This window comes from Rhizobium sp. Root1212, assembly GCF_001424985.1.
Taxonomy (GTDB): Bacteria; Pseudomonadota; Alphaproteobacteria; order Rhizobiales; family Rhizobiaceae; genus Pararhizobium.
Genome location: NZ_LMDA01000026.1, coordinates 140857 through 166210 on the forward strand (window position 1 = coordinate 140857; position 25354 = coordinate 166210).

Here is a 25354-nt window from a genome sequence, read left to right on the forward strand (position 1 = left end):
GTCGAAAAGGGGATGTCTCGGGCTGTCCGGGAAGGCTATGCCTCAGCCCCGACAGACCGGACTATCGATGGCACGGATACGGTTTTGCTTCAGAGGCCGGCGGCCTTCGTCAGATTGACGCGGAAGCGGTCGCGGCGGCGCTGGTAGCGGCGGGTCATTTCAGCCGAGGCGTGGCCAAGCTGTTTCTGCACATGGCGCTCATCGACTTCGGCCGAGGAGGCGAGGCCGGCGCGCAGCGAGTGGCCGGCGAATTTCCGGCCGCGCTCGGCCTCGGAAAGATCGCCGCGCACGCCGGCGGCGAGCGCCGTCTTCTTGACGAGGCGGGCGATTTCCTGGTCGTTGAGCCGGTCCGGTCCGACGGACTTGCCCTTTCCGGTCACACGGCGGAAGAGGGGGCCTCTGGCGAGTTTGGCAAAGCCGATCCAGCTTTCGAGCGCGACGACAGGGCAGGTTGCATCCGACGAGCCGCGGCCGATCTCGACCTCACGCCAGCCGGTCTTGCCGCGCAAGGTCACCAGAACGCCCTTGTCGAAGATCTCGATCCAGCCGCGGCTGTCTTCCGTCTGATCGCGGCCAAGGTCGAGGCCGGTGATTTCCGAGCGGCGCAGGCCGCCGGCAAAGCCGATCAGCAGCATGGCCCTGTCCCGAATGCCGCGCAGGCTTCCCCGATCGAGCGTTTCGAGCATGGCGATGAGGTCTTCAGGCAGGATCGCTTCCTTCTGGCGCGGCGGGGCGGCGTGCCGGTTGCGGATGCCGGCAAGCACGGTGGCGATGTGCCGGTCCTTGCGATCGAGCGGCATGCCACGCTGGGCGCAATGCCAGCCGATAGCCGAGAGGCGGCGCTCGATGGTGGAAACGCTGTTCGGCTTGCCGATGGCGCCGCCGGAGGCGCAGGCCGTGATATAGAGGCCGACGACCTGCGGCTCAGGCGGCAGCGGCGACAGGTTCTGCCGCCGGCACCAGGCGGTGAAATGCTTCCAGTCGGAGGCGTAGGCCTTGCGGGTATTGGCGGAACTGGCGGCTTCGACGTAGCCTCGGGCGCGATCGGTGAGATCTTGCAGGTGGGCTGGCAGGGGAGGGGAGGCCGCAGGCGACAGGCTGCTGCCGGCAGGCGCACCGCCGGCCCCAATATCGTCCGGCAGGGCGGGAGACGGTTGAGCGTGATTTTCGGGATTCTGCTCGCTGATTTGGCTCATTTCCTATATAGAGAGCAAAGCGATGGATAAGGCAAGATTATCCGTCATTATTCGCGTAAGCTTTGTGGTGCGGTTTCATCGGGTAAAATTCGAAAAACCGCTCCGACGATATGGTCGTCCCGGACAGGCAAAACCGAAGCGCCCTCAATCCTGCCCGGAAAAATCTGAACGGTCGGCGGCGTAGGCGATGAAGACGGCTTTCAGGTGTTCGGCGGCGGGGGAGAGGCTGTGCTGGCGGCGCTGCAGCAGCGAGACGTCGCGCATGACGGAGGGGTCGATGAGATCGACGGTGGTGATGTGCACGGCGGAGGCGAGTTGCCGGGAGTTTTCCGGCAGCACGGCGACGCCCATGCCGGCCGAGATCATGCTGATCGCAGTCGTCGAGAAGCGCACCTCGTATTTCGGCCGATAGTTCGGCGCGACGCGGATCAGATTGTGCTCGACGATATTGCGCAGCGGATTGGTGGCGGCAAGCGTGATGAGCGGTTCGTCCTTCAACTCCGTCCAGCGCACCGACTTTCGCTTGGCGAACCGGTGGTCGTCCCGACACACAAGCATCAGCTTGTCGCGCAACAGCGGCGTGGCGGTGATCTCGGGGTTGTCTTCCGACAGCGTGCCGACGGCGATGTCCACCTCGTTGCGCTCCAGCGCCGGGGTGATCTGTTCTTCCGGCATGTCGCGGATGTTGACGGAGATTTCCGGGTACATGCGCAGGAACCGGGAGATGATCGGCGGCACGATGGTTGCGGCGAGCACGATGGCGGCTGCGATCGTCACCTGGCCGCGCTTCAGCGAGGCGTTGTCCCTGACGTCGCCGACGGCAAGCTCCAGATCCTTCAGGACCTTGCGGGCCTGCGGCAGGAATTCCTGTCCCACCAGCGTCAGCGACACCATCCGGGTGTGGCGATCGAACAGGCGCACGCCGATCTCCGATTCCAGCTCCCGGATCAGGATGCTGACCGCCGACTGGGTGAGATGGAGGTTTCGCGCGGCGAGATTGAACTGGCCATGCTCCGCCACCGCGATGAAGGCCCTGAGTTGCCGCAGGGTTATGTTCATGTATGCGTCGCCCTTCCCCGCATGTGCTTCATGCGGCCTCCATCAAATGCTAAAGCAGCCGCCTCTAGCTCGCAAGCGCCGCCTGTTCGCTGTGCTCGGCCGTCTGGCCGGCCATCAGCAGGCCGAGTTCTTCGAGGCGGGTGCGGTCCGGCGGCAGTTCGCCGAGGATTTCGCCGTGGAACATCACGAGGATGCGGTCGCAGATGGCGAAAAGCTCTTCCAGTTCGGTGGAGATGAGCAGGATGGCGCGGCCGTTGTCGCGCTGCTTCAGCATCTCCTCCATCACGAATTCCATCGCGCCGATATCGATGCCGCGGGCAAGCTGGTTGACGAGGATGAAGTCGGGTTTGCGCGCCAGCTCGCGCGCGACCACCAGCTTCTGCTGGTTGCCACCGGAAAGCGCGCTGATCGCCTGGTTCTCGTCGCGACACTTGACGCGGAAGCGCTTGATCAGGTCGCGGGTGTGTTCGGCGATGACGCCGCGGTTCAGCATGCCGCCTGACGCGAAAGGCTTCTGGTCATAGCGTTGCAGCACGGTGTTTTCGTTGAGCGACAGCGACAGCACCACGCCGTGCTTATGGCGATCCTCCGGGATGTGGGAGAAGCTGCTGGCATTGATCTCGGCCGGGTCGAGGCCGGTGATGTCCTTGCCGCTCAGCATCACCCGGCCGCTATCGACCGGCAGCAGGCCGGAAAGCGCGAGCGACAGTTCCGTCTGGCCGTTGCCGGAGACGCCGGCAATGCCGACGATCTCGCCGGCCCGCACCGAAAGGCTGACGCCGCGCACGGCGGGAAGCCCGGTTTCGCTGCGGCAGGTGAGGTTTTCCACCGAGAGCACGACTTTGCCGGCCGGCGCCGGGCTGCGTGGCAGCTCCATGCGCACGTCGCGGCCGACCATCATGCGGGCAAGTTCGCGCGCATTCGTGTCGGCGACATTGACGGTGCTGACGACACGACCGTCGCGCATGACGCTGATGCGGTTGCTGACGCGCATCACCTCGTCGAGCTTGTGGGAGATGAAGACGATGGTCTTGCCGTCCTTGACGAGGTCGCCCATCAAAGCAAGCAGCCGGTCGGTCTCCTGCGGGGTGAGCACCGCGGTCGGCTCGTCGAGGATCAGCAGATCGACGCCGTGGAACAGGGCCTTGAGGATTTCGACGCGCTGCTGCTCGCCGACCGAAAGATCCTCGATGATGGCTTCCGGGCGTACATCGAGGGCATAGCGGTCGGAAAGCTCGCGGATCTTCGCATGCACCTTTGCCATGTCGTTGATGACGCGCAACGCCGTGCCCTGGCCGAGAATGTAGTTTTCAGCGACCGTCAGGTTCGGCACGAGCATGAAGTGCTGGTGCACCATGCCGATGCGCTGGCGGATCGCCTCGCGCGGGCTGTTGAAGCGCACGGTCTCACCCCTGTAGACGATCTCGCCCTCATCGGGCCGCACCATGCCGCAGATCATGCTCATCAGCACGCTCTTGCCGGCGCCGTTTTCGCCGAGCAGCGAGTGGATCTCGCCCTCGTCGATTTCGAGCGACACGCCGTCGCTGGCGACGACAGAGCCGAAACGCTTGCGGATATTGTCGATGCGCAGGAAGGGTTTCTGGGACATATCCGTTACCTCATCTCGTAGGGCTGGCCGAGCTTGGCGGGGGCGGCACCCTTGCCGCGCACCACGACGAGCGTGACGATGGTCATCAGGTAGGGCAGGGCCTGCAGCACCTGATAGGGCACGACGATGGACGACTGGGCCTGCAGCATCAGCTGCAGCGCATAGAACATGCCGAAGAGCAGCGACACGAAGAAGGCCCCGGTCGGCGACCAGCGGGCGAAGACCACGACCGCAAGGGCGATGAAGCCGCGGCCGGAGGTGATGCCTTCGACGAACTGGTTGGAATGGCCGAGCGTCAGGAAGGCGCCGCCGAGGCCGGCAAGCCCGGTGCCGACCAGAACGGCGGCATAACGGTAGCCGGCGACGTTGCGGCCGGCGACATCGGCGGCCTTCGGATGCTCGCCGACAGCGCGCAACGTCAGCCCGAAGGAGGTGCGGAACAGCACGAGGCTGGCGACGACGGCGACGAGGATCGTCGAATAGACGATCAGGTTCTGGCGGAAGAAGGCTTCGCCGAGGAAGGGCAGGTCGCTGAGGAAGGGGATGTGCACAGGCTGGGCGATCTCGATGCCTTTGCCGGTGGAGACGTAATAGGCGCGGAACAGGAAGGCCGTGAGGCCCATGCCGAGCAGGTTCAGCGCCGCGCCGACCACGATCTGGTCCGCCTTGATGGTGATGGTGAAGAAGGCGAAGATCAGCCCGAACAGCATGCCGCCGGCGATGCCGGCCAGAAGGCCGAGCGGCACGCTGCCGGTGGCATAGGCGGCCGCGAAGCCGCAGAAGGCGCCGACGAGCATGGTGCCTTCAAGCCCGATATTGAGCACGCCGGCGCGCTCGGAAAACACCTCGCCGATCGAGGCGAAGATGAGGGGGGTTGCAAGCCTCCAGGCGGCGCCGGCAAGCGTCGCAAGGAAGGTGAGAAACATCACGTTGTCCATGGAAACGATCCTTCCGCCTAAGCCACGATTCTCAGCACGTCGCGCAACTTGGCGAAGGCGACGACCGAGAGGATGACGATGCCCTGAATGACCAGAACGAGCACCTGCGGCACCTGCGAGGTGATCTGCAGCACTTCCGAGCCGGAGCGCAGCGTCGCAAAGAGCCCGCCCGAGAGGATGGCCGCCAGCGGATTGTTGCCGGCGAGCAGCGCCACCGCGATGCCTTCGAAGCCGTAGCCGGGCGAGATGTTCTGGTAGAGCCGGTGGGTGACGCCCGCCACTTCGAAGGCACCGGCAAGGCCCGCCATGGCGCCGGAAATGCACATGGCGATCATCACGTTGCGGGCGACCTGCATGCCGGCATAGCGGGCGGCATGGGGATTGAGGCCGACGACGCGCAGGGCAAAGCCGCGGCTGCTGCGCTGCAGGAAGATATAGAGCGCCACAGCCAGCACGATGGCAACGAGAATGCCGATATGGAGCCGCATGTCGGAGACGATGCGTGGCGTCCAGGCTTCCTTGATGAGGCGGGCGGATTGCGGATAGGCGGCGCTCGCGTCGCGCATCGGGCCGGTGACGAGATAGCTCGTCAGGATCAGCGCGATATAGTTGAGCATGATCGTGGTGACGATCTCGCTGGCCTGAAACCGCACCTTCAGCCAGCCGGCAATGCCGGCCCATGCCGCGCCTGCGATTGCGCCGGCCAGCATGACCACCGGCGCATGCACCCAGACGGACAGTCCGTCCAGATGGGTACCGACGAGGGTGGCGGCGATCGCTCCGGCGTAGAGCTGGCCTTCGGCGCCGATGTTCCAGATCGAACAGCGGAAGGCGACGCAGAGGCCGGCGCCGATCAGGATCAGCGGCGTCGCCTTCAAGAGGATTTCGCCGAAGGAACGCACGTCCTGAAACGAGCCGAAGATCATCACGGTGACGACGTCGCTGCCGTTGAAGCCGTTCAGCCACAACAGCGCGGCGCCGAAGGCGAGTGCGACGAGGACCGCCGCGATGGGGGTGACGGCGCTGATCGCGATCTGCGAGAGCGTCCGGTAAAAAGAGTGGGCGGCTTGAGGATACACGGTCTCGCGCGCTCCCTGGTTTACCTGTTCCATGGGTCGGTCCGGATATTGGATGGCGAAAAGGGACGCTGCGGCCGGATCGCCGGCCGCAGCGAAAGGCCGGTCACTCGCCGGTCTTGATCTCGCCGGCCGCGATCTTGTCGCTGATTGCCTTTACTTCGGCGCGGATTTCCGCCGGCACGGAAACCGGGCCGTCATCGCGGAAGCTGAACGAGATGACCTTCGGGTCCTTGAGGCCGAAGACGACATTCTCGGTCGGCGGGTTGCCGTCCTCGATCGATTTGACGACCTCGACGACGCCCTGCGCATAATCGGCGACGTAGAGGCCGAGAATGTTGTTGGGGGCGACCGGGGTGAAATCGCTGAAGATCGAGAAGGAGCGCACGTCCTTGCCGGATTCGGCGATTGCCTGATAGCCGCCGACCGTTGCGCCCGAGGCGTTCGGCACGACGAAATCCGCCCCTTGCGAGATCATGCTCAGCGCCGCTTCCTTGGCGGCGGTCGTATCGGTGAAGTTGCCGATATAGGCTTCGCTGATCGGGAAGTCGGGGTTGACGCTCTTCGCGCCGTTCTTGAAGCCGGTGAAGGCCTGCTGGATCGGCGGGATTTCCATGCCGCCGACAAGACCGGCCTTCTTGCCCATCTTCGCGGCGATCACACCCATCAGATAGAAGGGCTGGCTGGTATCGGTGTTGAGGCCGATGACATTGCCTTCATGAATGGCGCTGGACGAGATCAGGAAGTAGACGTCGGGATAATCCTGCGCCACTTCGAGCGCCGCATCCTGAAACTCGAAGCCGTGACCGAGGATGACCTTGTAGCCCTGGCTGGCATAGTCGCGGAAGGCCTTTTCGAAGGAGGCCGGGTTCTGCTGCAGCTCGACATAGCTTATCTTGGCGCCGAGCTGGGTTTCCACGCCCTTCAGCGCGTTGTAGCCGATGCGGTTCCAGCCTTCTTCCGAAACGCTGCCGGGCACGAGCAGGCCCATCTTGAACTCTTCGGCCATTGCCATGGCCGGGATCGAAACTGCGATGGACAGAGCCGCCACGGTTTCCAGGAACATGCGTCTAGAAAATCTCATTGTCATTCCTCCCATTGTGTTGGTTTTGCCTCTTAGCGCGCCGCGATTTTTCAGGTTCGCTCGGTCGCCTCTGGCATTTGGTTTTGCGTTACACGCTCTGGCCCGCGCCTGATCTTGGCGTCATTTCGCGCGGGTCCGGATTTCTCCGGCGACGATCTTCGAACTGATGTCGTCGATGGTTTTGCGCAGGTCCGCGGGCACGGGCCGCGTGGCTGCGTCGTTGTAGGTGAACTTGATGACGTCGGTGTCCTTCAGGCCGAACTCGACATTGCTGGCCGGCACCGAACCGTTCTTGATATCCGAGACGATGCGAACGATGCCCTGTCCATAGTCGGCAAGGAACGTGCCGAGCACGTTCTTCGGGGCTGCGTTGGTGTAATCGCTGTAGACGCTGAAGGTAGCGGCCGGCGTGCTCGCCTCCCGCGCGGCCTGGATGACGCCCATGCCGGCGGAATTGGCATTGGGAACGACGAAATCGGACCCTTGCGAGATCATGCTGAAGGCGGCTTCCTTGGCCGCACTCGCATCGGTGAAGCTGCCGAGATAGACGGTCGAGACCGGGAAATCCGGGTTTACGCTTTTCGCACCGTTCCTGAAGCCTTCGAAGGCCTGGGAGATCGGCGGGATTTCCATGCCGCCGATCAGGCCGGCGCCCTTGCCCATCGCCGCGGCGATCGCACCCATGAGATAGAAAGGCTGGCTGGCATCGGTGTTGAGGCCGATGACCTTGCCCTTATACAGACTGCTCGACGAGATCAGGAAAACGGTGTCGGGAAAATCCTCCGCCGCCGTCAGCGCCGCGTCCTGGAACTGGAAGCCGTGGCCGAGAACGACATCGTAGCCCTGGCCGGCGTAATCGCGGAACGCCTTTTCGAAGGCGGCCGGGTTTTCGGGCAACTCGACATAGCTGATCTTCGCCCCGAGTTCCTTTTCGACCCGCTTCAGCGCATCGAAGGCGATCCGGTTCCAGCCTTCTTCGCCGATGCTTCCGGGCACCAGCAGGCCCATCTTGAAATCATCGGCACGGGCGAAATCCGGCCGGCTCAGACCTGACAGTGCCAGTGCGGTGGCGGATGCAAGCAGCGAACGACGCGAAAGTGCAGTCCTGTTCATTCCATTCTCCCCTTAGATTGAAGCCCAATCCCCCTGGAGTCGCTGCCTGGTTATGCGTCCTCCAGCATCCGGATCGTCTCGGTCGCGCTGTGCGACACGAGGCGTCCCTTGGAGAAGACGAAGGCCCGGTCCGGCCCGCCGGCAACCAGCGTGTCGGTGTCGATGCAATCGGTGACGATGAAATCGGCACGGGCGCCGGCCTTGAGGCCATGCTCCTTGCCGAGACCCATGAGGCGGGCAGGGGCCGTGGTGATCATGCGGTGGGCGGCGGCAAGCTCGTCGCCGCGCAGATGGCCGGCCAGCAGAGTCCAGCGGGCGATTTCCAGCATGTCGCCGGAGCCGGTCGGCACGAACGGGTCCTGGATATTGTCGGAGGCCGTGGCGATGGTGACGCCGGCGCGGTAAAGCTCGGCGACGCGGGTCAGGCCGCGCGGCGGCAGCATCTCGGCGTCGCGGCCCTGCAGATAGAGGTTCGCGGCCGGCAGCGTGACGACGCCGACATCGAGCGCCAGCAGCCTGTCGGCGATGCGCTGGAAGTCCTTGCGGGGCAGGGCGCTCAGCACCGAGACATGGCTGAAGACGGTGCGGCCCTGCATGCCGAAGCGCTCGACCCGGTCGAGGGCGGCATCCAGCAGATGCACGTCGGCCTTCAGGTGCTCGTCGAGATGCAGGTCGACCGGCTTGCCGGCCTTCACGGCGGCGGAAAACAGGATGTCGAGATAGCGCGGCGGATCTTCCGAGACGGCGGGCGTGCCGCCGACGGCATCGGCAAGCGCCACGGCGCCGTCGATATTCTTGTCGAGCCAGTCGAAATCCTGGCCCGGATGCGGGGTCATGAAGGCGACGAGCTGAAGGGTGATGCGGTCCTTTTCGGCATTGCGAATGGCGGCCAGCGTCTCGATACCGTGAAAGCCGGCATCCTTGTCGACGTTGATATGGCTGCGGATCGCGGTCGTGCCGCGGGACAGACATCGCTCGACCGTGCGGGTGGCGCGCTTGTGGATGTCGTCGGGACCGGCGGTGCGGGCATATTTGGCGAAGGCCTCGCGGGCGCCCTGCAGCGTGCCGGAAGGATTGGGCGTGAAGCGCAGGACACCGGTCTTGTCGAGATGCTGGTGGGCATCGAGGAAGCCGGGCGAGACCAGCATGCCCTTGATATCGACGCAGGCGCCGCAGGAACCGGTATCGAGGAACGGCTCGACGACGACGATGCGCCCGTCAGCCCCCACGATGATGTCGCTGACCGATTGCGATCCGTCGTCATGAATGACCGTTCCGCCCGTCAGCGCAAAGGACCGGCCGGCAGCCGGATTTGCGAGCGACACAAGTTTGTTGTCCCGTACCATTCGTCCCCACCTTTTCGTTATTTCGGAAAATTAAGCATGGGCGATTAGTTAAAACAAATTCATTATTTCTATTGTTTAATAAACAAGTCGTAATAATCGCAGATGCAAAAAATCCTCGCAAACGCAGCATTTCCAGGAAGAAAGCTGGAAAAATCAATGGATTGATCTTTCCAGGATCAGCGCCTTCGATCTTTACAATGGCGCCCATTCTTCAGGAATTCAGTGCCGATATTGCGGTTCTTCGGCGTCCAGCTGGCGGCGGATGGCCGCGAGATGGGCTCTGGCGGACGCCGCATCGCCTTCGCGCATCTGCCGGTAGGCGGCGTCGGCAATGGCCGGATCGACCGGCGTGACGGTGCGGCCGGTGGACATGGCGAGCACCTGCACCTCGGCGGCGCGCTCGAGGTAATAGAGATCGTCCCAGGCTTCGGCGATGGTCGGGGCGAGCACCAGCACACCGTGATGCTTCATGAACAGGATATCGGCATCGCCCGCAGTGCCGGCGATGCGCGCACCTTCGGTATAATCGAGCGCCAGGCCGTTGTAGTTCTCGTCGACGGCGGTACGGCCGTAGAATTTCAGCGCGGTCTGCCCGGCCCAGATCAGCGGCGGGCCGTCCGTCATGGAAAGCGCGGTCGCATAGGGCATGTGCGTGTGGAAGGCGACCTTGGCGCGGGGCAGGCGGCGGTGGATTTCGGCGTGGATGTAGAAGGCGGTCGCCTCCGGCTCGCCGTCGGCGTCGATGACCGCGCCGTTGAAATCGCAGATGAGCAGCTTCGAGGCCGTCAGTTCGCGGAAGGCGTAGCCGTAGGGATTGACGATGAAGAGGTCGTCATGGCCGGGCACGACGGCGGAAAAATGATTGCAGATGCCTTCCTCGAAGCCGTTGCGGGCGGCCATGCGGAAACAGGCGGCAAGATCTTCCTTCGCGGTGCGGATGGCGTCGGTGGAAAGATCGGGGCGATTCGGCCGGGCCGGCTTTTCGGATTGTTCGACACGGTCTGTCAGGGAATGCGCCATGGGTGCTCCTCGTCGCGGATGGCTGTCGGATTTGTCTGGGAGCGGCGGCTGGCCGGAAAGCGCATCGGGCGCCGGCCTCCGCGCACAGCCTCAAGGGGCTGCGCCCTGCCTGCCCGCGACATCCGCGCGGTCCAGCAGCGCGCACAGATAACGCCCGAATTTTTGCGGGGTCAATGCACCGATTTCAGCAGGAAATCGCGGAACCGGCGCGCGGCGGGCGACAGCGAGCGTGCCCGCTTCTGGATCAGGCTGACCTCGCGGGTGATGTGCGGTTCGGTGGGCGTGCGCACGACAAGGCCCATCAAGGTCGCAAGCCGCGTGACGGCCGAGGTCATGATGGCGACGCCGAGGCCGCCCTCGACCATGCCGAGGATGGTCAGCGGCAGGGCCACCTCCTGCATGGCCTTGTCGAGCGGCAGGTCGATGCCGTTTCGCACCAGCTCGTTTTCCAGCCGGTCGCGGATCGGGTTGCCGCGCTGCGGGCCGATGAGCTTGCAGTCGACAAGGTCGGTCCAGCGCAGTTCCGGCCGCTTGACCAGCGGATCGTCCCCATGCAGCACCACCAGGAACTCGTCGGTGATCAGCCGCGTGCCGATGAGTTCGGCGTCATCCTCGGGCACGGTGCCGAGACCGAGATCGACGGAGCCGTTCAAGACCTGCTCCAGCACGGACTTTTCCGCGACGTCGTGCAGCTCGACGGTGATTTCCGGGTAAAGCCGGGTAAAGCCGTGCACCAGCGGCGGCAAAAGCAGCGCGGCCTGCACCGTACCGGCCGCCATGGTGACCTTGCCGCGACGCAGCGCATTCAACTCGCGTGAGCTTTCCACCATGCCCTCGATGTCGGCGACGGTGCGGGCGGCGATCGGCAGGATATCCATGCCGGCCTGCGTCAGGCGCAGGAGCCGCGTATGGCGGTCGAAGAGGCGCAGGTTGAGGTTCTGTTCCAGCTGCCGGACCAGGGTACTGACGGCCGATTGCGAGGAGCCGAGCTTGTCGGCCGCGAGCGTGAATTGCCCCAGATTGGCCACGGTGACGAAGGCGCGAAGCTGTTTCAGGGTGATATCCACGTCGTCCCCAATTCATTCAATAATTAGATAAACAAATATGATTATGCCGATTGTTTGCTGATTTGACCAGAAGCATGATCCCCCTTGTACGGCGTGCGGTGCCGAACCATGAGGCCAAGATGCCCACACCGCGCCGGAACTTGTTCGCTGGGAGGAAAGCGAATGTCCCATCATGATACGACGGACCCCGTCGAGAAGAAGTACCCGATCCCGAGCCTTGTGGCTCTGGGCCTGCAACACGTTCTTGTCATGTATGCCGGTGCGGTCGCCGTGCCGCTCATCGTCGGCAATGCCCTGCACCTGCCGAAAGACCAGGTTGCCCTGCTCGTCAGCGCCGACCTTTTCGCCTGCGGCATCGTCACCATCATCCAGGCGCTCGGCTTCTGGAAAATCGGCATTCGCCTGCCCATCATGATGGGCGTCTCCTTTACCGCCGTGCCCTCGATCATCGCCACCGGCACCAATCCCGACCTCGGCATGCCCGGCATCATCGGGGCCGTCATCGGCTCCGGCGTCTTCACCATTCTCGTGGCGCCGTTCTTCGGGCGCTGGGTTCGCTTCTTCCCGCCGATCGTCACCGGCACGGTGATGCTGATCATCGGCCTGTCGCTGATGCGCGTCGGCGTCAACTGGGCGGCGGGCGGCCAGCCGATGATCCGGGGGCCGGAAGGCATGATCCCGAACCCGGCCTATGGTGCGCCCTTCGCGCTCGCCGTCGCGGCCATCGTTTTGCTGTCGGTGCTGCTGCTCACCCGCGTTCTCAAGGGCTTCCTGTCCAATCTCGCCGTGCTCATGGGCATCGGCATCGGCTTTGCCATCGCCATCGCCTTCGGCAAGGTGGATTTCCACGGTGTGGGGGATGCCGGCTGGTTCCAGGTCATCCATCCGCTCGCCTTCGGCTGGCCGGTGTTCGAGTTCTGGTCGATCCTGTCGCTCTGTGCGGTCATGACGGTCATGATGATCGAATCGACCGGGCAGTTCCTGGCAGTCGGCGACATGGCCGGCCGCAAGATCACCGAGCGCGATCTCGCCCGCGGCCTGCGCACCGATGGCGTCGGCAATATCATTGGCGGTCTGCTCAACACCTTCACCTACACCACCTATGCCCAGAATGTCGGCCTGTTGCAGATTACCGGCGTGCTCAGCCGATACGTGGTCGCGGCCGGTGGCGGCATCCTGATCCTGCTCGGCGTCCTGCCGAAGGTCGCCTTCGTCAGCGCATCGATCCCGAGCTACGTCGTCGGTGGCGCCGCCATCGTGATGTTCGGCATGGTCTCGGCGACCGGCGTGAAGATCATGTCGAAGGTGGATTTCGTCGGCAACCGGCGCAACCTCTACATCGTCGCCGTCAGCGTCGGCCTCGCCATGGTGCCGGTCGTCGCCGACAACATCTTCGACCAGCTGCCGGCAGCGGTCGGGAAGTTCCTGCACAGCGGCGTGCTCGTTGGCACCTTCGCGGCAGCACTCCTCAATATCCTCTTCAACGGCGTGCCCGCCAAGGAGCCTGAGGAAATCGAGCTGCAGGACGGCGTCACCGCTGCCGATCCAGCCTGAACAACAACAACGACAAACACGATCAGCCCGGCGGCCTTTGCGCCGCCGGAACCCTGAACCCTGGAGGAAACCCATGAGGCGCTTTGACTATCATCGGGCGGAAACGCTGGAGCATGCCTCCCGTCTCCTCACCGAACTCGGCGACGACACCTTTCTCTTCAACGGCGGCACGGACCTTCTGGTCGAGATCCGCGAGCGGCTGCGCCGGGTGCGCAACGTCATCGACATCAAGGGTATTCCCGGCCTGTCGGACATCACATATGACGAAACCCGCGGCCTGACGTTTGGCGCGCTGGTGACGGTCGGACGGCTGGAGCGCCTTGCGCTGGTGCGCCAGCGTTATCCGAACCTGCGCGAGGCGCTGGCCTCGCTCGGCTCGATCCAGGTGCGCAACCGCGCGACGGTCGTCGGCAACGTCTGTCGCGCCTCGCCCTCGGCCGACACCATCCCGCCGCTGATCGCCGACGGTGCCTTCATCCATATCTACAGCCCCACGAACATGCGCGTCGTGCCGCTTTCCGAGTTCTTCACCGGCCCCGGCCGCACCGTGCTCGCCAAGGGCGAGATCGTCACCGGCATCACCGTGCCGCCGGCCGGCGACAACACCGGCAAGGCCTATCTCAAGCACGGCCGCCGCAAGGCGATGGAGCTTTCCACCGTCGGCGTCGCCGTCAGCCTCTCCATGGATGACGGCGTATGCAGCGACATCCGCATCGCGCTCGGCGCGGTCGGCGCCACCGTGCTCCGGGCGCCGCAGGCGGAAGCCATGCTGCGCGGCACGACGCTCGACGCGGCAACCGTGAAAAACGCCGCCGACAAGGCGATGGAAGAATGCACGCCGATCAGCAACGTGCGCGCCAGCGCCGATTACCGCCGTGACATGGTCGGCGTGCTGACCGGCCGCGCCATCAGACAGGCATTGGAGACTTTCGCATGAAACGGATCGTGGAATTCACTGTAAACGGCGAACCGAGCGAGATGACGGTCGATGCCTGCTGTTCGCTGCTCGATGCGCTGCGCGACGATGTCGGTCTGACGGGCACCAAGAAGGGCTGCGACGTCGGCGACTGCGGCGCCTGCACCGTCATCGTCGACGGCCAGCCGGTCAATGCCTGCCTGATGCTCGCCGTCGAGGCCGAGGGCCGTACGGTCGAGACCATCGAAGGCCTGCAGCCGGGCGTCGATGTGCTGCATCCGCTGCAGGATGCCTTCATGCGCCATGGCGCCTCGCAGTGCGGCTTCTGCACGCCGGGCATCCTGATGATGGCCAAGAAGCTGCTCGACGACAATCCGAACCCGACCGACGAGGACATCCGCTTCGGCCTCAGCGGCAATATCTGCCGCTGCACCGGCTACACCAAGATTTTCGACGCGATCAAATCCGCTGCGCGCGAAATGGAGGCTGCAAGATCATGAATGTGACGACCCCTATCGAACAGCGCGACTTCAAGATCGTCGGCAAGAGCGTCAAGCGCGAGGACGTGGTCGAGAAGGTGACGGGCGAGGCCCAGTACACCGGCGACATCAAGCTGCCCGGCATGCTGCATGGCAAGATCAAGCGCGCCGCCATCGCGCACGCCCGCATCAAGAGCATCGATGTCAGCAAGGCGCTCGCCTATCCCGGCGTCAAGGCGGTGCTGACGCATGAAAACGTGCCGCGCGTGCTGCATTACGGTTCGCCGCATCCGCGTTCCGCCTCCTGCACCAAGGACCAGTATATTCTCGACGACAAGGTGCGCTTCTGGGGCGAGGGCGTCGCCGCCGTCGCCGCCATCTCGGAAGAGATCGCCGACGAGGCGCTGGACCTGATCGAGGTCGAATACGAAGCTTTGCCGGCCGTCTTCGAACCGGAAGATGCCGTGCTGCCCGACGCTCCGCTGATCCACGACGTTGGCCCCGGCGGCAACCTGGTGCTCGATCCGGTGCGCGTTAACAGAGGCGATATCGAAGCGGGCTTTGCCGAGGCGGATTTCGTGCTTGAAGGCACCTTCTCCGGCGGGCGTCCGCATCCGGCGTATATGGAGCCGAATGTCTGCATCGCCGATTGGGACGGCACCAACAAGCTCACCTTCTGGACCTCGACCCAGACCTCGTTCATGGTGCGCGGCATCCTCGCCGAAGTGCTCGGCCTGCCGCTGACCAAGGTGCGCGTGCTGGTCGATCACATGGGCGGCGGCTTCGGCGCCAAGCAGGATTGCTTCCAGCACGAATTCCTCTGTGCTCTCCTGGCGAAGGAAACCCGCCGGCCGGTGAAGATGGAATTCACCCGCCACGAGACCTTCATCGCCGGCCGCGCCCGCCATCCCTGCCGTATCTGGCTGAAGCAGGGCTTCAAGAACGACGGTACGCTCGTCGCCCGCGACATGAAGCTTGTCTACGATTCCGGCGCATACGGTTCGCATGGTCCGGGCGTGACCATCGTCGGCACCAGCGCCGCCACCTCGCTCTACCGCTGCGAGAACGTGCGGCTGGAAGGGCGCTGCGTCTACACCAACACCCCGATCAACGGCGCGTTCCGCGGCTACGGTGTGGTCCAGAGCTATTACGCTCTCGACATCCAGATGGACGAGGCGGCCGAACGGCTCGGCATGGACCCGGCCGAACTGAAGTTGAAAAATGTGGTTCGTGCCGGCGATATCGCCCCCTCCGGCCACCCGATCCTCGGTCATGGTCTCGAAATCTGCCTGCAGCACGGCCTCGACGTGCTTGACTGGAAATCGCTGCGCAACCGCGACCGCACGCCAGATCCCAAGCGCCCGCATATGCGCAAGGGCTGGGGCATCGGCTGCGAAATGCACGGCTCTTCCGCCTATCCCGGCATCAAGGAGCAGGGCAACGCCACGGTGAAGATGAACGAGGACGGCACGGTGACGCTGCTCACCGGCGCTGCCGGGCTGGGCACCGGCGCACATACCGCGCTCGCCCAGATCGTGGCGGAAGAACTCGGCGTGCGTTTCGAGGATGTCGGCGTCATTCACGGCGATACGGACGTGGTGCCGTGGGATATCGGCGCCTTTGCCAGCCACACGACCTATCTGGTCGGCACGGCCGCCAAGATGGCCGCCGGCAAGGTGCGCACGGCGGTTCTCGAGCGTGCCGCGATGAAGCTGCAGGTCGCCGTCGAGGAGATCGACCTTTCCGAAGGCAGGATCTTCGTCATCGCCGAGCCGGGCCGCTTCATGACCGTCGCCGAGGCGATGGGGCCGTCGCGCGGCATTCCCGCCGCCAATATCGTCGGCAACGGCACCTATCAGCCGACCAAGTCCTATTCCTTCGCCGTGCACTTTACCGAAGTGGACGTCGATACGGAAACCGGTCTCGTCGAAGTCAAGCGCGTCGTGCCGGTACACGATGTCGGCCGGGTCATCCACCCGATCGCCGCCCAGGGCCAGATCGAAGGCGGCATCCAGCAGGGCATCGGCCACACGCTGACCGAGGATTACGTCATCGACAAGAAGACCGGCCGCTCGCTCAATGCCGGCCTCGTCGACTACAAGATGCCGCTTTCCATGGACATGCCTGACATCGAGACGATCATCCTTGAGGCCGCGCCCGATCCGGGCGGCCCCTGGGGTGCCAAGGGCGTCGGCGAAGATCCGATCATCGCCATCGGCCCCTCGATCGCCAACGCCATCCACGACGCCATCGGCGTCCGCTTCCACCACTATCCGATCACCCCGGAAGATATTCTGAAAGCCTTGAGGGAGAAGGGCGCATGAACATGCACATCGAACCAGCTACCAAGAAACTCCCGATCACCATCCTCACCGGGTTCCTCGGCTCGGGCAAGACGACGCTGCTCAACTACATCCTGACCGAGCGTCACGGCCACCGCATCGCCGTCATCGAGAACGAATACGGCGAAGTCGATGTCGACAGCGACCTCGTGCTCGCCTCCGACGAAGAGATCTTCCAGATGCAGAACGGCTGCATCTGCTGCTTCGTCGATGTGCGCAACGACCTGATCGACGTGATGAAGAAGCTCTTGAGCCACAAGGACAAGTTCGATCACATCATCGTCGAGACCTCCGGTCTTGCCGATCCGACGCCCGTCGCCACCGCCTTCTTCGTCGACCGCAGCGTCGCCGATGAGGTGGAGCTGGATGCCGTCGTCACCCTGGTCGACGCCATGCACATCGACCAGCATCTCTACGACCCGGTGCTCGACGGCAGCGACAACCAAGCGGTCAACCAGATCGTTGCGGCCGACCGCATCCTCGTCAACAAGATCGATCTGGCCGAAGAGCATGCGCTGGATTCGCTGGAAGGCTCGCTGCGCAAGCTCAACCAGACGGCGCCGATCCTGCGCTCCAGCTATGGCAAGGTGGACCTGTCCAACATTCTCGGCGTCAACGGTTTCAGGCCGTCCTACGTGCGCGAGCGGGCGGAAATTCTCGACATCGACATGGATGACGATCACGACGCCCATCATCACCACGATTGCCACGATGCGGCCTGCAGCCATCCGGACCACCATGGCCATGATCATCATCACGACCACGGCCATGCACAAAAATCGGCGCTGCGCCCGCACAGCCACGATGCGACGGTGAAATCCCACTCCTTCGTCTATCCGCAGGCCTTCGACGGCGAAAAACTGGCGGGTTTCCTGAAGGGTTACCTCGGCGAACACGGTGACGACATCTTCCGCACCAAGGGCATCGTCTCTGTGGCGAACGACGAGCGCTTCTTCGTGCTCCAGGCGGTGCACAAGCTCGTCGATTTCCGCGCCGATCACGCCTGGGGCGAGGACAACAGGAAGTCGAAATTCGTCTTCATCGGCCGCAATCTCGACCGTGACGGCATCGACAGAAACTTGCGCGCATGCCTGGCGATCTAGCGGCTTCTCCCGCCGCGCGAAAGCTTGCTCAAGTCCCTCTGTCAAAACCGCCCGCGCACCCTCCGGCGCGGGCGGTTGTTGCTGCTTGTGCGAAAGAAAAATAGTTTAAAAACAAATAGTTAAATCAGAAAATATGTTGACAGAAATCATGGCCTGTGGTTTTCTGATGAAGAGTAGAAGCACCGACAATTGCTCACCGTCTGTTGGAAGATGAGGCCGCAATGTCGATGCTGACTACGAAAGGAAAGACCGGTTGCCCCTGCGCTGCAGGGTTGTGCCCCGGTCTGTTCCCCCGTCATCGGCATTTCCTGAAATTGCGGTTCGGCGCCCGGCTTTGGCCGGCACGGCGTCGATCACGCGGCCCCGCATCGACCGGACCCTCTACGACAGGAGAAACCAATGATAATTGACCTAAGCTGCTACCCCACCGATCTGGTGGACCTGGCTTGGCGCCACGACGGGCCGCCTTTCACCGGCGACAAGCTTTTGAAGATGATGGACGGGCCGTATTACGTGAACGGCAAGCCGCGCCGCGTCGACAAGGCCTTCATCCAGCCGCCGCAGGGCAACACCATCTACACCCATGAGATCATGGACCTGGAAGGCAAGGCCGCCATCCGCCAGTACATGGGCTACACGGAAAAGATGGTGACTGAGCATCCCGACCGCTTCCTCGGCTGCTTCGTCTACAATCCGCGCTACGGCGTGCAGAACGGCGTCGATGAAATCGAACGCTACGCCAAGGAATTCGATTTCAAGATGGTCCAGCTGCAGGCGAACATGCACGCCTACCGCCCGGACCGCGCGCTCGACTGGCTGCGCCCGGCCATGAGGAAGTGCGCCGAGCTCGGCCTGATGGTGAAGGTGCATACCGGCGACGGTCCGTACTCGATCCCGACCGAGTTCTACCCGATCATCCGCGAGTTCCCCGAAGTGAACTTCATCCTCGCGCATTTCGGCGTCCAGACCGGCGGCGTCTATGTGTTCGAGCCGATGCAGATGGCTCTCGACACGCCGAGCGTCTACGTCGAATCCGGCTGGTGCCTGCAGTCGCGCATCGTCGAATTCGCCAAGGTCCTGCCCAAGCACAAGATCCTCTTCGGCTCCGATACCCCGCCGAACGAGCCGGGCATGTGGATCAACCTTCTGGAAGTCCTCTGCCACGAGCCGCCGCAGGGCCTGAACCTCTCCGAGGACGATCTGGAAGACTACCTGGGCAACAACCTCGCCCGCATGATCGGCCTCGAGCCGACCAAGCCGCCGGCAACCGTCGAAGAGGCCGAGGCGTATCTGCGCCAGCACGGCGTCTCGCTCGCCGCGTAAACAGAACGGAGTGAACAATGATCATCGATACCCATCTTCACCCGACCAACCTCGTCGACGAGGCTTGGCGTCATACGGGCACCCCGTTTACCGGCGAGCGCATGCTCAAGCTGATGGACGGCCCCTACATGATCAACGGCAAGCCGCGCCGCATCGACATGGGCTTCATCCAGCCGCCGCCGGGCAACACCGGCTATCGTGACGGCAACCGCAAGGGCCGCGAAGGCATCCGCGACTACATGGCCTATATCGCCGAGCTGTGCGAGAAGTATCCGGACCGCTTCATCGGCAACTTCAACTACAACCCGCGCTGGGGGCCTGAAAACGGCGCGGCGGAGCTGGAATTCCACGTCAAGGAATACGGCTTCAAGATGCTGAAGCTGCATGCCAACATGCACGGCTACCGTCCCGACCGCGCGCTCGAATGGCTGCGTCCGGCGATGAAGAAGTGCGCCGAACTCGGCGTCGTCGTCCTCATCCACACCGGCGACGGCCCGTACACGATCCCGACGATGTTCTACCCGATCATCCGCGAATTCCCGATGGTCAATTTCATCATCGGTCACTTCGGCATCCAGACGGGCGGCAACTACTCGTTCGAGTCCTTCTGGATGGCGATGGATACGCCGAACGTCTACTGCGAATCCGGCTGGTGCTTCCAGTCGCGCATCGTCGAGTTCGCCCAGCAGCTGCCGAAGAACAAGATCGTCTTCGGTACGGACAGCCCGCCGAACGATCCGGGCATGTGGCTGCGCGAGCTGGAAGTGCTCTGCAAGGACCCGCCGCACGGCATCAACCTCTCCGAGGAAGATCTCGAAGGCTATCTCGGCAACAACATCGCCAAGCTCGTCGGCATCGACCCGTCGCCGCCGCCGCGCAATCTGCAGGATGCCCAGGCACGCCTGACGGACAGCTACGCCGGCGTCGATCGCGCCACCGGCAAGCACCTGCTGCAGCCGGCTTGATGAATAACGCCCGCCGTCGAAAGGCGGCGGGCTTTGCATATCGGGCGGGCATCACGCTCCGCCAACCCCGAACACCGAGGCCGAGACATGAGCCAGTACCACAAACAAGACGTCCGCCGCTTCCTGGCCGATTACCAGGCCGAGCACCCCGAGGACGTCATCACCATCGACCGGCCGGTCTCGGACGATCAGGACGCCACCGCGCTGATCTGGACCCTTGCGGACAAGGGTCAGCACCCGATGCTGCACTTGAAAAACGTCGATGGCATCGGCGCTGAAGTCGTCTGCAACATCTTCGCCTCGCGCGACCGCATCGCCCGGCTTCTGGGTTCGACCGCGGACAGGCTGCATGAGGCCTATCAGGCGCGCTCCAACAAGCCGTTCACGCCGGAGCTTCTGGAAACCGGCCCGGTCATGGAAGAAATCATTTCCGGCGACGACGTCGATCTCCACGCGCTGCCGATGCTGAAGCACTTCGACACCGACCGCGCCAAATACATCACGTCAGGCATCATCATCGGCGAGCACCCGGAAACCGGGGCCGGCAATCTCAGCTATCACCGGGCGATGATCCATTCGAAGAATTCGCTGGCGACATCGCTGCATTCGCGCGGCCATCTCTGGCGGCTGATGAACATGGCCAAGGAGAAGGGCAAGCCGATGCCCGTCGCCATGGTGATCGGCGGCCATCCGCTGTTCATGATCGCCGCTTCCGCCCGCCTTGCCTTCGGCGAGGACGAGCGCGACGTGGCCGGCGGACTGATGGGCGAACCGCTGCAGGTCGTTCGCACGCCGAAATACGGCATCCGGGTTCCGGCCCATGCCGAGATCGTGCTGGAAGGCGTGATCGATCCCGCCGCCCATGTGGAGGAGGGACCGTTCGGCGAGTTCACCGGCTATTCCTCCGACCGCTCGACCAATAACCTCTTCACCGTCGAAACTATCCTGCGCCGGCGCGATGCCATGTTGGTTTCCGTCGCCGGTGGCAACTCGGCCGAACACCTCAACCTCGGCCGCGTGCCGCGCGAAGCCGAGGTGGTGGAGAAGCTGAAAGCCCGCTTCCCGTCGATCACGGCCGTTCACTACCCGTCGTCCGGCACCCATTTCCACGCCTATATCGCCATGAACCAGACCCGCGAAGGCGAGGCGCGACAGGTGATGCTCGGCCTGCTCGGCTGGGACCAGTACCTGAAGAATGTGGTGGTGGTGGATGCGGATGTGGACATCACCAAGGACAGTGAAGTGCTCTGGGCGCTCGCCACCCATTTCCAGCCGCACAAGGATGTCGTCATCATCGAGGGGCTGCCGGGCAATGCGCTCGACCCTTCGGCCAGCGGCATCGGCACCACCTCGCGCATGGGACTGGACGCGACGCGCGGACCGAATTTCCACGGCGTGCGCGCCCGCATCAGCGATGAAGCCACGGCCCGCGCCGTCGAACTTCTCAAAAGCGTGAGGTAGGCGATGACGCGGCCAAGACGCATGATCGTCGGCATTTCGGGGGCTTCCGGGGTCATCTACGGCAAGCGCATCCTCGAAGTGCTGCGCGACCTCGATATCGAGACGCACCTGATCATGTCGCGTGCCGCCTGCATCACGCTCGCGGCCGAGGCGGATTTTACCAAGCAGGATCTGGAGGCGCTGGCGACGACGACCCATTCCAACAAGGATATCGGCGCCGTCTGTTCCTCCGGTTCGTACAGGACGCTCGGCATGATCGTCGCGCCCTGCTCTGTGAAGACCATGGCGGAGATCGCGACGGGCACGACCGACAATCTGCTGTCCCGCGCTGCCGACGTGGTGCTGAAGGAGCGGCGTCGGCTGGTATTGATGCTGCGCGAGACACCGTTGCATCTCGGCCATATCCGCAACATGGCGCATGTGACGGAAATGGGCGGCATCATCTATCCGCCGGTGCCGGCCTTCTACGCCAAGCCGAAAAGCCTTGAAGAGATGGTCGACCACACGGTCGGCCGGGTGCTCGATCTGTTCGACCTCGATGCCGGCATCGTGCACCGCTGGCAGGGAACACAAGGAGGGGAATGACATGGCCGCCCGCATCGCCGCCCCTATCGCCGAGATCCCGGATATGCCCGCACCCCGCGCCGCCTTCCTCTCCGACGATGCGGCCGACATCCTCGCTTTCGCGGCCGGTGCGATGGAAAAGGGCCATGCCACGGCCCTCGTCACCCTCGTCGAAATCCGCGGCGGTGCGGCTCGCGCCATCGGCGCGCAGATGGCGGTGCGCGAAGACGGCCTTTATTGCGGCTTCGTTTCCGGCGGTTGCACCGAGGCCGCCGTCGCCGCCGAAGCGGTGATTGCCCTGCAGAAGGGCATGGACCGTAACCTGCGGCTGGGGGAGGGCTCGCCCTTCTTCGACATCGTCCTGCCCTGCGGCGGCGGCATCACGCTCAGCATCCATGTCCTGCGCGAGGTCGCGGCGCTGCGCCGCGCGCTGACGGCCCTGCAACGCCGGACCCCTGCGCAGCTGCGCTATCGCCCCGGCGCGCAGGTCCTGTCCTTCGAACCCGGCGATGGTGTCAGCGGCTGGGAGGGCGATGAATTCGTGCGTGCCTATCGTCCGAAACCGCGCCTGCTGCTTGCCGGCACGCCGATGGAGGCTGGCGCGGTGGAGCGCGTCGCCGCTGCTTCCGGCTATGAGGTGGTCCTTGTCGATCGCGGCCAGATACCATCGTCCGACCAGATCGACGCCGATACCGCCGTTGCACTGCTTTTCCACGATATCGATCGAGAGTTGCCGCTCTTTGACGTCGCGCTTGGGTCCCGAGCCTTTTATATCGGCGCCCTCGGCAGCCGGCGAACGCATGCCCGGCGGTGCGAAGCCCTTCAGCAGCGCGGCCATGACCAGGCGGCGCTGGCCCGCATCAAGGCTCCGATCGGCATTTTCGACCGGGCGCGGGATGCCAACGCGCTGGCGCTTTCGGTCGTTGCGGATATCGCGCAGATGTATCTGCAAAGTTCGTCGCGCGCCGGCATGAAGTGATCGCTGCGCGTCCGGCGGGCTCGGAGCATGTCAGGGAAAAACGGCTTTCATTTTCCCCTGACAAATTCTTGGTGCCGTCAGGCGGCGTTGAGCTTCTTCTCGCAACGAAGCAGCATGCCGTAGAGGTCGCGGGGCTCGTCGGGATCGGCGAGCAGGTCGAGTTCGGTGAACATGCCGAATTCGGAAATCTTCTCCCGCACATAACGAAGAGCCGAGAAGTCTTCGATGGCAAATCCGACGCTATCGAACAGGGTGATCTGGTCGGCGCCGCGGCGGCCTTCGGTCTCGCCGGTCATCACTTGCCAGAGTTCGATCACCGGATGATCGGCGGCGAGCTGCTGGATTTCGCCTTCGATGCGGGTCTGCGGCGGATATTCGACGAAAATGTCCGAGCGCAGCAGGATGTCCTTGCTGAGTTCGGTCTTACCGGGGCAATCGCCGCCCACCGCATTGATATGCACGCCGGGGCCGACATGGTTGTCGGAGAGGATCGTCGCATACTGCTTGTCGGCGGTGACGGTGGTGATGATGTCGGCACCCTCGACAGCCTCTTCGACCGACGAGCACTCCTCGATGGTGAAGCCGAGGCCGGCGAGATTGCGGGCGCATTTGCGCGTGGCGGACGCATCGATGTCATAGAGGCGCAGCTTGTCGACGCCGAGCAGCGACTTGAAGGCGCGAGCCTGAAATTCGCTCTGCGCGCCGTTGCCGATGATGGCCATGGTGCGGGCGTTCGGGCGGGCGAGATACTTCGCCGCAACCGCCGATGTTGCCGCGGTGCGCAGCGCCGTGAGGATCGTCATTTCGGTCAGGAGCATCGGATAGCCGTTGCCGACATCCGACAGCACGCCGAAGGCGGTCACGGTCTGGCGGCCGTCGCGGGTGTTCTTCGGATGGCCGTTGACGTATTTGAAGCCGTAGAGGGTGCCGTCGCTGGTCGGCATCAGTTCGATGACGCCTTCCTGGGAGTGGCTTGCAACGCGCGGGGTCTTGTCGAAGACCGGCCAGCGGCGGAAATCTTCCTCGATGACGGCTGCCAGTTCCGTCAGGAACCGGTCGATGCCGACCTTCAGCACCAGCTTCATCATGTGGTCGACGCTGACGAACGGAACCACGTTCAATTTCGGATCGGTGTTCATTTTTCCTCCAACTAGAAAACTGCCGTGCTCAGCCCGCAAGCGTCGGGCGATCCATCACCCGCTTGCCCATCAGGCTGGCTACAAGATCGACGAGGAGCTTGGCGGTCTTGCCGCGCTCATCGAGAAAGGGATTAAGCTCGACGATGTCGAGGCTGGTCACGAGGTTGCTGTCATGGAGCATTTCCATGATCAGGTGCGCCTCGCGGAAGGTCGCGCCGCCCGGTACGGTGGTGCCGACGGCAGGGGCGATATCCGGCTCCAGGAAATCGACGTCGAAACTGACATGCAGCAGGCCGTTTGCGGCGCGCACCCGCTCGATGAAGGTGCGGACGAGGACGCCGACGCCGTGTTCGTCGATCACGCGCATGTCGTGCACGGTGATGCCGGTCTTGCGGATGGCGGCCTGCTCGGCCGGATCGACGCTGCGAATGCCGATCATGCAGACATTGTCCGCGGGGACGGCATGGGCGAGCGCCGGGAAATAACCTTCGAAGCCGGGCTGGCCGGTGTAGTAGGCGACCGGCGTGCCATGCAGGTTGCCGCTGGCGGTCGTCTCGAGGCTATGGAAATCGGTGTGCGCATCGAGCCAGAGCACGAAAAGCGGCCGGCCGAGTTCGGCGGCGCGGCGGGCAAGGCCCGGAACGGTGCCGGCGGAGATGGCATGATCGCCGCCGAGGAAGATCGGCATGCCGGCCTTGCTGTGCTCGTAGGCGGCAGCGGACAGCGCCTCGACCCAGGCGACCGTTTCGCCCAGATGGTGCACGGCCTTGTTGGGATGCGCCATCTCGCCGAAGGGGCGGGGGCTGAGATTGCCGGTATCCTTGACGGTGTGGCCCAGTTCTTCCAGCGCCGTGCGAAGGCCGGCGATACGCAGCGCGCTCGGCCCCATCTCGCATCCAAGCTGTCCTGCGCCGATCTGCAGGGGTGCGCCGATGAACGTGCAATCCATTTATGTACTCCCACGTGATTTTTTCGGAATTCTAGAAGCCTCGAGTGGCAGATTGAATATTGAATTTTGGCA

General features: G+C 63.8%; 22 protein-coding genes. 10 read left to right on the forward strand and 12 right to left on the reverse strand.

The window, feature by feature from the left end:
- Positions 1-89: 89 nt before the first annotated feature.
- The 10 genes from ASC86_RS23040 to ASC86_RS23085 all read right to left on the reverse strand — a co-directional run bounded on the left by ASC86_RS23040 (position 90) and on the right by ASC86_RS23085 (position 11508).
- Positions 90-1196 (reverse strand): site-specific integrase, encoded by a 1107-nt coding sequence (locus tag ASC86_RS23040; RefSeq protein ID WP_056326835.1) that lies wholly within the window; start codon positions 1194-1196, stop codon positions 90-92.
- A gap of 144 nt (positions 1197-1340) precedes the next feature.
- Positions 1341-2255: a LysR family transcriptional regulator gene (locus ASC86_RS23045; RefSeq protein ID WP_056326837.1), complete on the reverse strand. Its 915-nt coding sequence runs from the start codon at positions 2253-2255 to the stop codon at positions 1341-1343.
- Positions 2256-2319: 64 nt separating this feature from the next.
- Positions 2320-3864: an ABC transporter ATP-binding protein gene (locus tag ASC86_RS23050; RefSeq protein WP_056326839.1), complete on the reverse strand. Its 1545-nt coding sequence runs from the start codon at positions 3862-3864 to the stop codon at positions 2320-2322.
- Positions 3865-3869: 5 nt separating this feature from the next.
- Complete coding sequence (locus ASC86_RS23055) at positions 3870-4802, reverse strand: ABC transporter permease (RefSeq protein WP_056326841.1); 933 nt, start codon at positions 4800-4802, stop codon at positions 3870-3872.
- Between the two features lie 17 nt (positions 4803-4819).
- A complete protein-coding gene (locus tag ASC86_RS23060) occupies positions 4820-5914 on the reverse strand; it encodes an ABC transporter permease (protein WP_056326844.1) in 1095 nt (364 codons plus the stop codon).
- A 70-nt stretch (positions 5915-5984) separates the two neighbouring features.
- Positions 5985-6893, reverse strand: coding sequence for a BMP family protein (locus ASC86_RS23065; protein ID WP_348270777.1), 909 nt, complete (start codon positions 6891-6893; stop codon positions 5985-5987).
- A 189-nt stretch (positions 6894-7082) separates the two neighbouring features.
- Complete coding sequence (locus ASC86_RS23070) at positions 7083-8075, reverse strand: BMP family protein (RefSeq protein WP_056326847.1); 993 nt, start codon at positions 8073-8075, stop codon at positions 7083-7085.
- Between the two features lie 50 nt (positions 8076-8125).
- Complete coding sequence (locus tag ASC86_RS23075; RefSeq protein ID WP_056326849.1) at positions 8126-9421, reverse strand: amidohydrolase family protein; 1296 nt, start codon at positions 9419-9421, stop codon at positions 8126-8128.
- Between the two features lie 219 nt (positions 9422-9640).
- Positions 9641-10441, reverse strand: coding sequence for an aldolase (locus ASC86_RS23080; protein ID WP_056326852.1), 801 nt, complete (start codon positions 10439-10441; stop codon positions 9641-9643).
- Between the two features lie 170 nt (positions 10442-10611).
- On the reverse strand, positions 10612-11508 hold the full coding sequence (locus ASC86_RS23085; RefSeq protein WP_056326854.1) for a LysR substrate-binding domain-containing protein: 897 nt from the start codon (positions 11506-11508) through the stop codon (positions 10612-10614).
- A gap of 162 nt (positions 11509-11670) precedes the next feature.
- On the opposite strand from ASC86_RS23085, the gene ASC86_RS23090 reads away from it, so the two are divergent.
- The 10 genes from ASC86_RS23090 (at position 11671) to ASC86_RS23135 (ending at position 23194) form a co-directional block, all read left to right on the forward strand.
- Positions 11671-13062, forward strand: a complete 1392-nt coding sequence (locus ASC86_RS23090) for a nucleobase:cation symporter-2 family protein (RefSeq protein ID WP_056326856.1) — start codon at positions 11671-11673, stop codon at positions 13060-13062.
- A 73-nt stretch (positions 13063-13135) separates the two neighbouring features.
- Positions 13136-13999, forward strand: coding sequence for a xanthine dehydrogenase family protein subunit M (locus ASC86_RS23095; RefSeq protein ID WP_056326858.1), 864 nt, complete (start codon positions 13136-13138; stop codon positions 13997-13999).
- The gene (locus tag ASC86_RS23100) at positions 13996-14478 is read left to right on the forward strand and encodes a (2Fe-2S)-binding protein (RefSeq protein ID WP_056326860.1); all 483 of its coding nucleotides are present in this window, start codon (positions 13996-13998) and stop codon (positions 14476-14478) included. The genes ASC86_RS23095 and ASC86_RS23100 overlap by 4 nt, the downstream gene beginning before the upstream one ends.
- Complete coding sequence (locus ASC86_RS23105; RefSeq protein ID WP_056326862.1) at positions 14475-16781, forward strand: xanthine dehydrogenase family protein molybdopterin-binding subunit; 2307 nt, start codon at positions 14475-14477, stop codon at positions 16779-16781. Before ASC86_RS23100 ends, ASC86_RS23105 begins: the two co-directional genes overlap by 4 nt.
- Positions 16778-17902, forward strand: coding sequence for a GTP-binding protein (locus ASC86_RS23110; RefSeq protein ID WP_056326864.1), 1125 nt, complete (start codon positions 16778-16780; stop codon positions 17900-17902). The genes ASC86_RS23105 and ASC86_RS23110 overlap by 4 nt, the downstream gene beginning before the upstream one ends.
- Before the next feature lie 399 nt (positions 17903-18301).
- Positions 18302-19225 (forward strand): amidohydrolase family protein, encoded by a 924-nt coding sequence (locus tag ASC86_RS23115; protein WP_056326866.1) that lies wholly within the window; start codon positions 18302-18304, stop codon positions 19223-19225.
- 17 nt (positions 19226-19242) lie between these two features.
- Positions 19243-20190, forward strand: a complete 948-nt coding sequence (locus ASC86_RS23120) for an amidohydrolase family protein (protein WP_056326867.1) — start codon at positions 19243-19245, stop codon at positions 20188-20190.
- 87 nt (positions 20191-20277) lie between these two features.
- Positions 20278-21651, forward strand: a complete 1374-nt coding sequence (locus tag ASC86_RS23125; RefSeq protein ID WP_056326869.1) for a UbiD family decarboxylase — start codon at positions 20278-20280, stop codon at positions 21649-21651.
- A gap of 3 nt (positions 21652-21654) precedes the next feature.
- Complete coding sequence (locus ASC86_RS23130; protein ID WP_056326872.1) at positions 21655-22236, forward strand: UbiX family flavin prenyltransferase; 582 nt, start codon at positions 21655-21657, stop codon at positions 22234-22236.
- Between the two features lies 1 nt (position 22237).
- Positions 22238-23194: an XdhC family protein gene (locus ASC86_RS23135; RefSeq protein WP_056326874.1), complete on the forward strand. Its 957-nt coding sequence runs from the start codon at positions 22238-22240 to the stop codon at positions 23192-23194.
- Between the two features lie 77 nt (positions 23195-23271).
- Here the strand turns inward: ASC86_RS23135 and ocd are convergent, their stop codons facing one another.
- Both ocd and rocF read right to left on the reverse strand, forming a co-directional pair.
- Complete coding sequence (gene ocd, locus ASC86_RS23140) at positions 23272-24333, reverse strand: ornithine cyclodeaminase (protein WP_056326876.1); 1062 nt, start codon at positions 24331-24333, stop codon at positions 23272-23274.
- A 28-nt stretch (positions 24334-24361) separates the two neighbouring features.
- Entirely contained in the window at positions 24362-25282 is a 921-nt protein-coding gene (rocF, locus tag ASC86_RS23145) for an arginase (protein WP_056326878.1), read from the reverse strand.
- Positions 25283-25354: the final 72 nt, after the last annotated feature.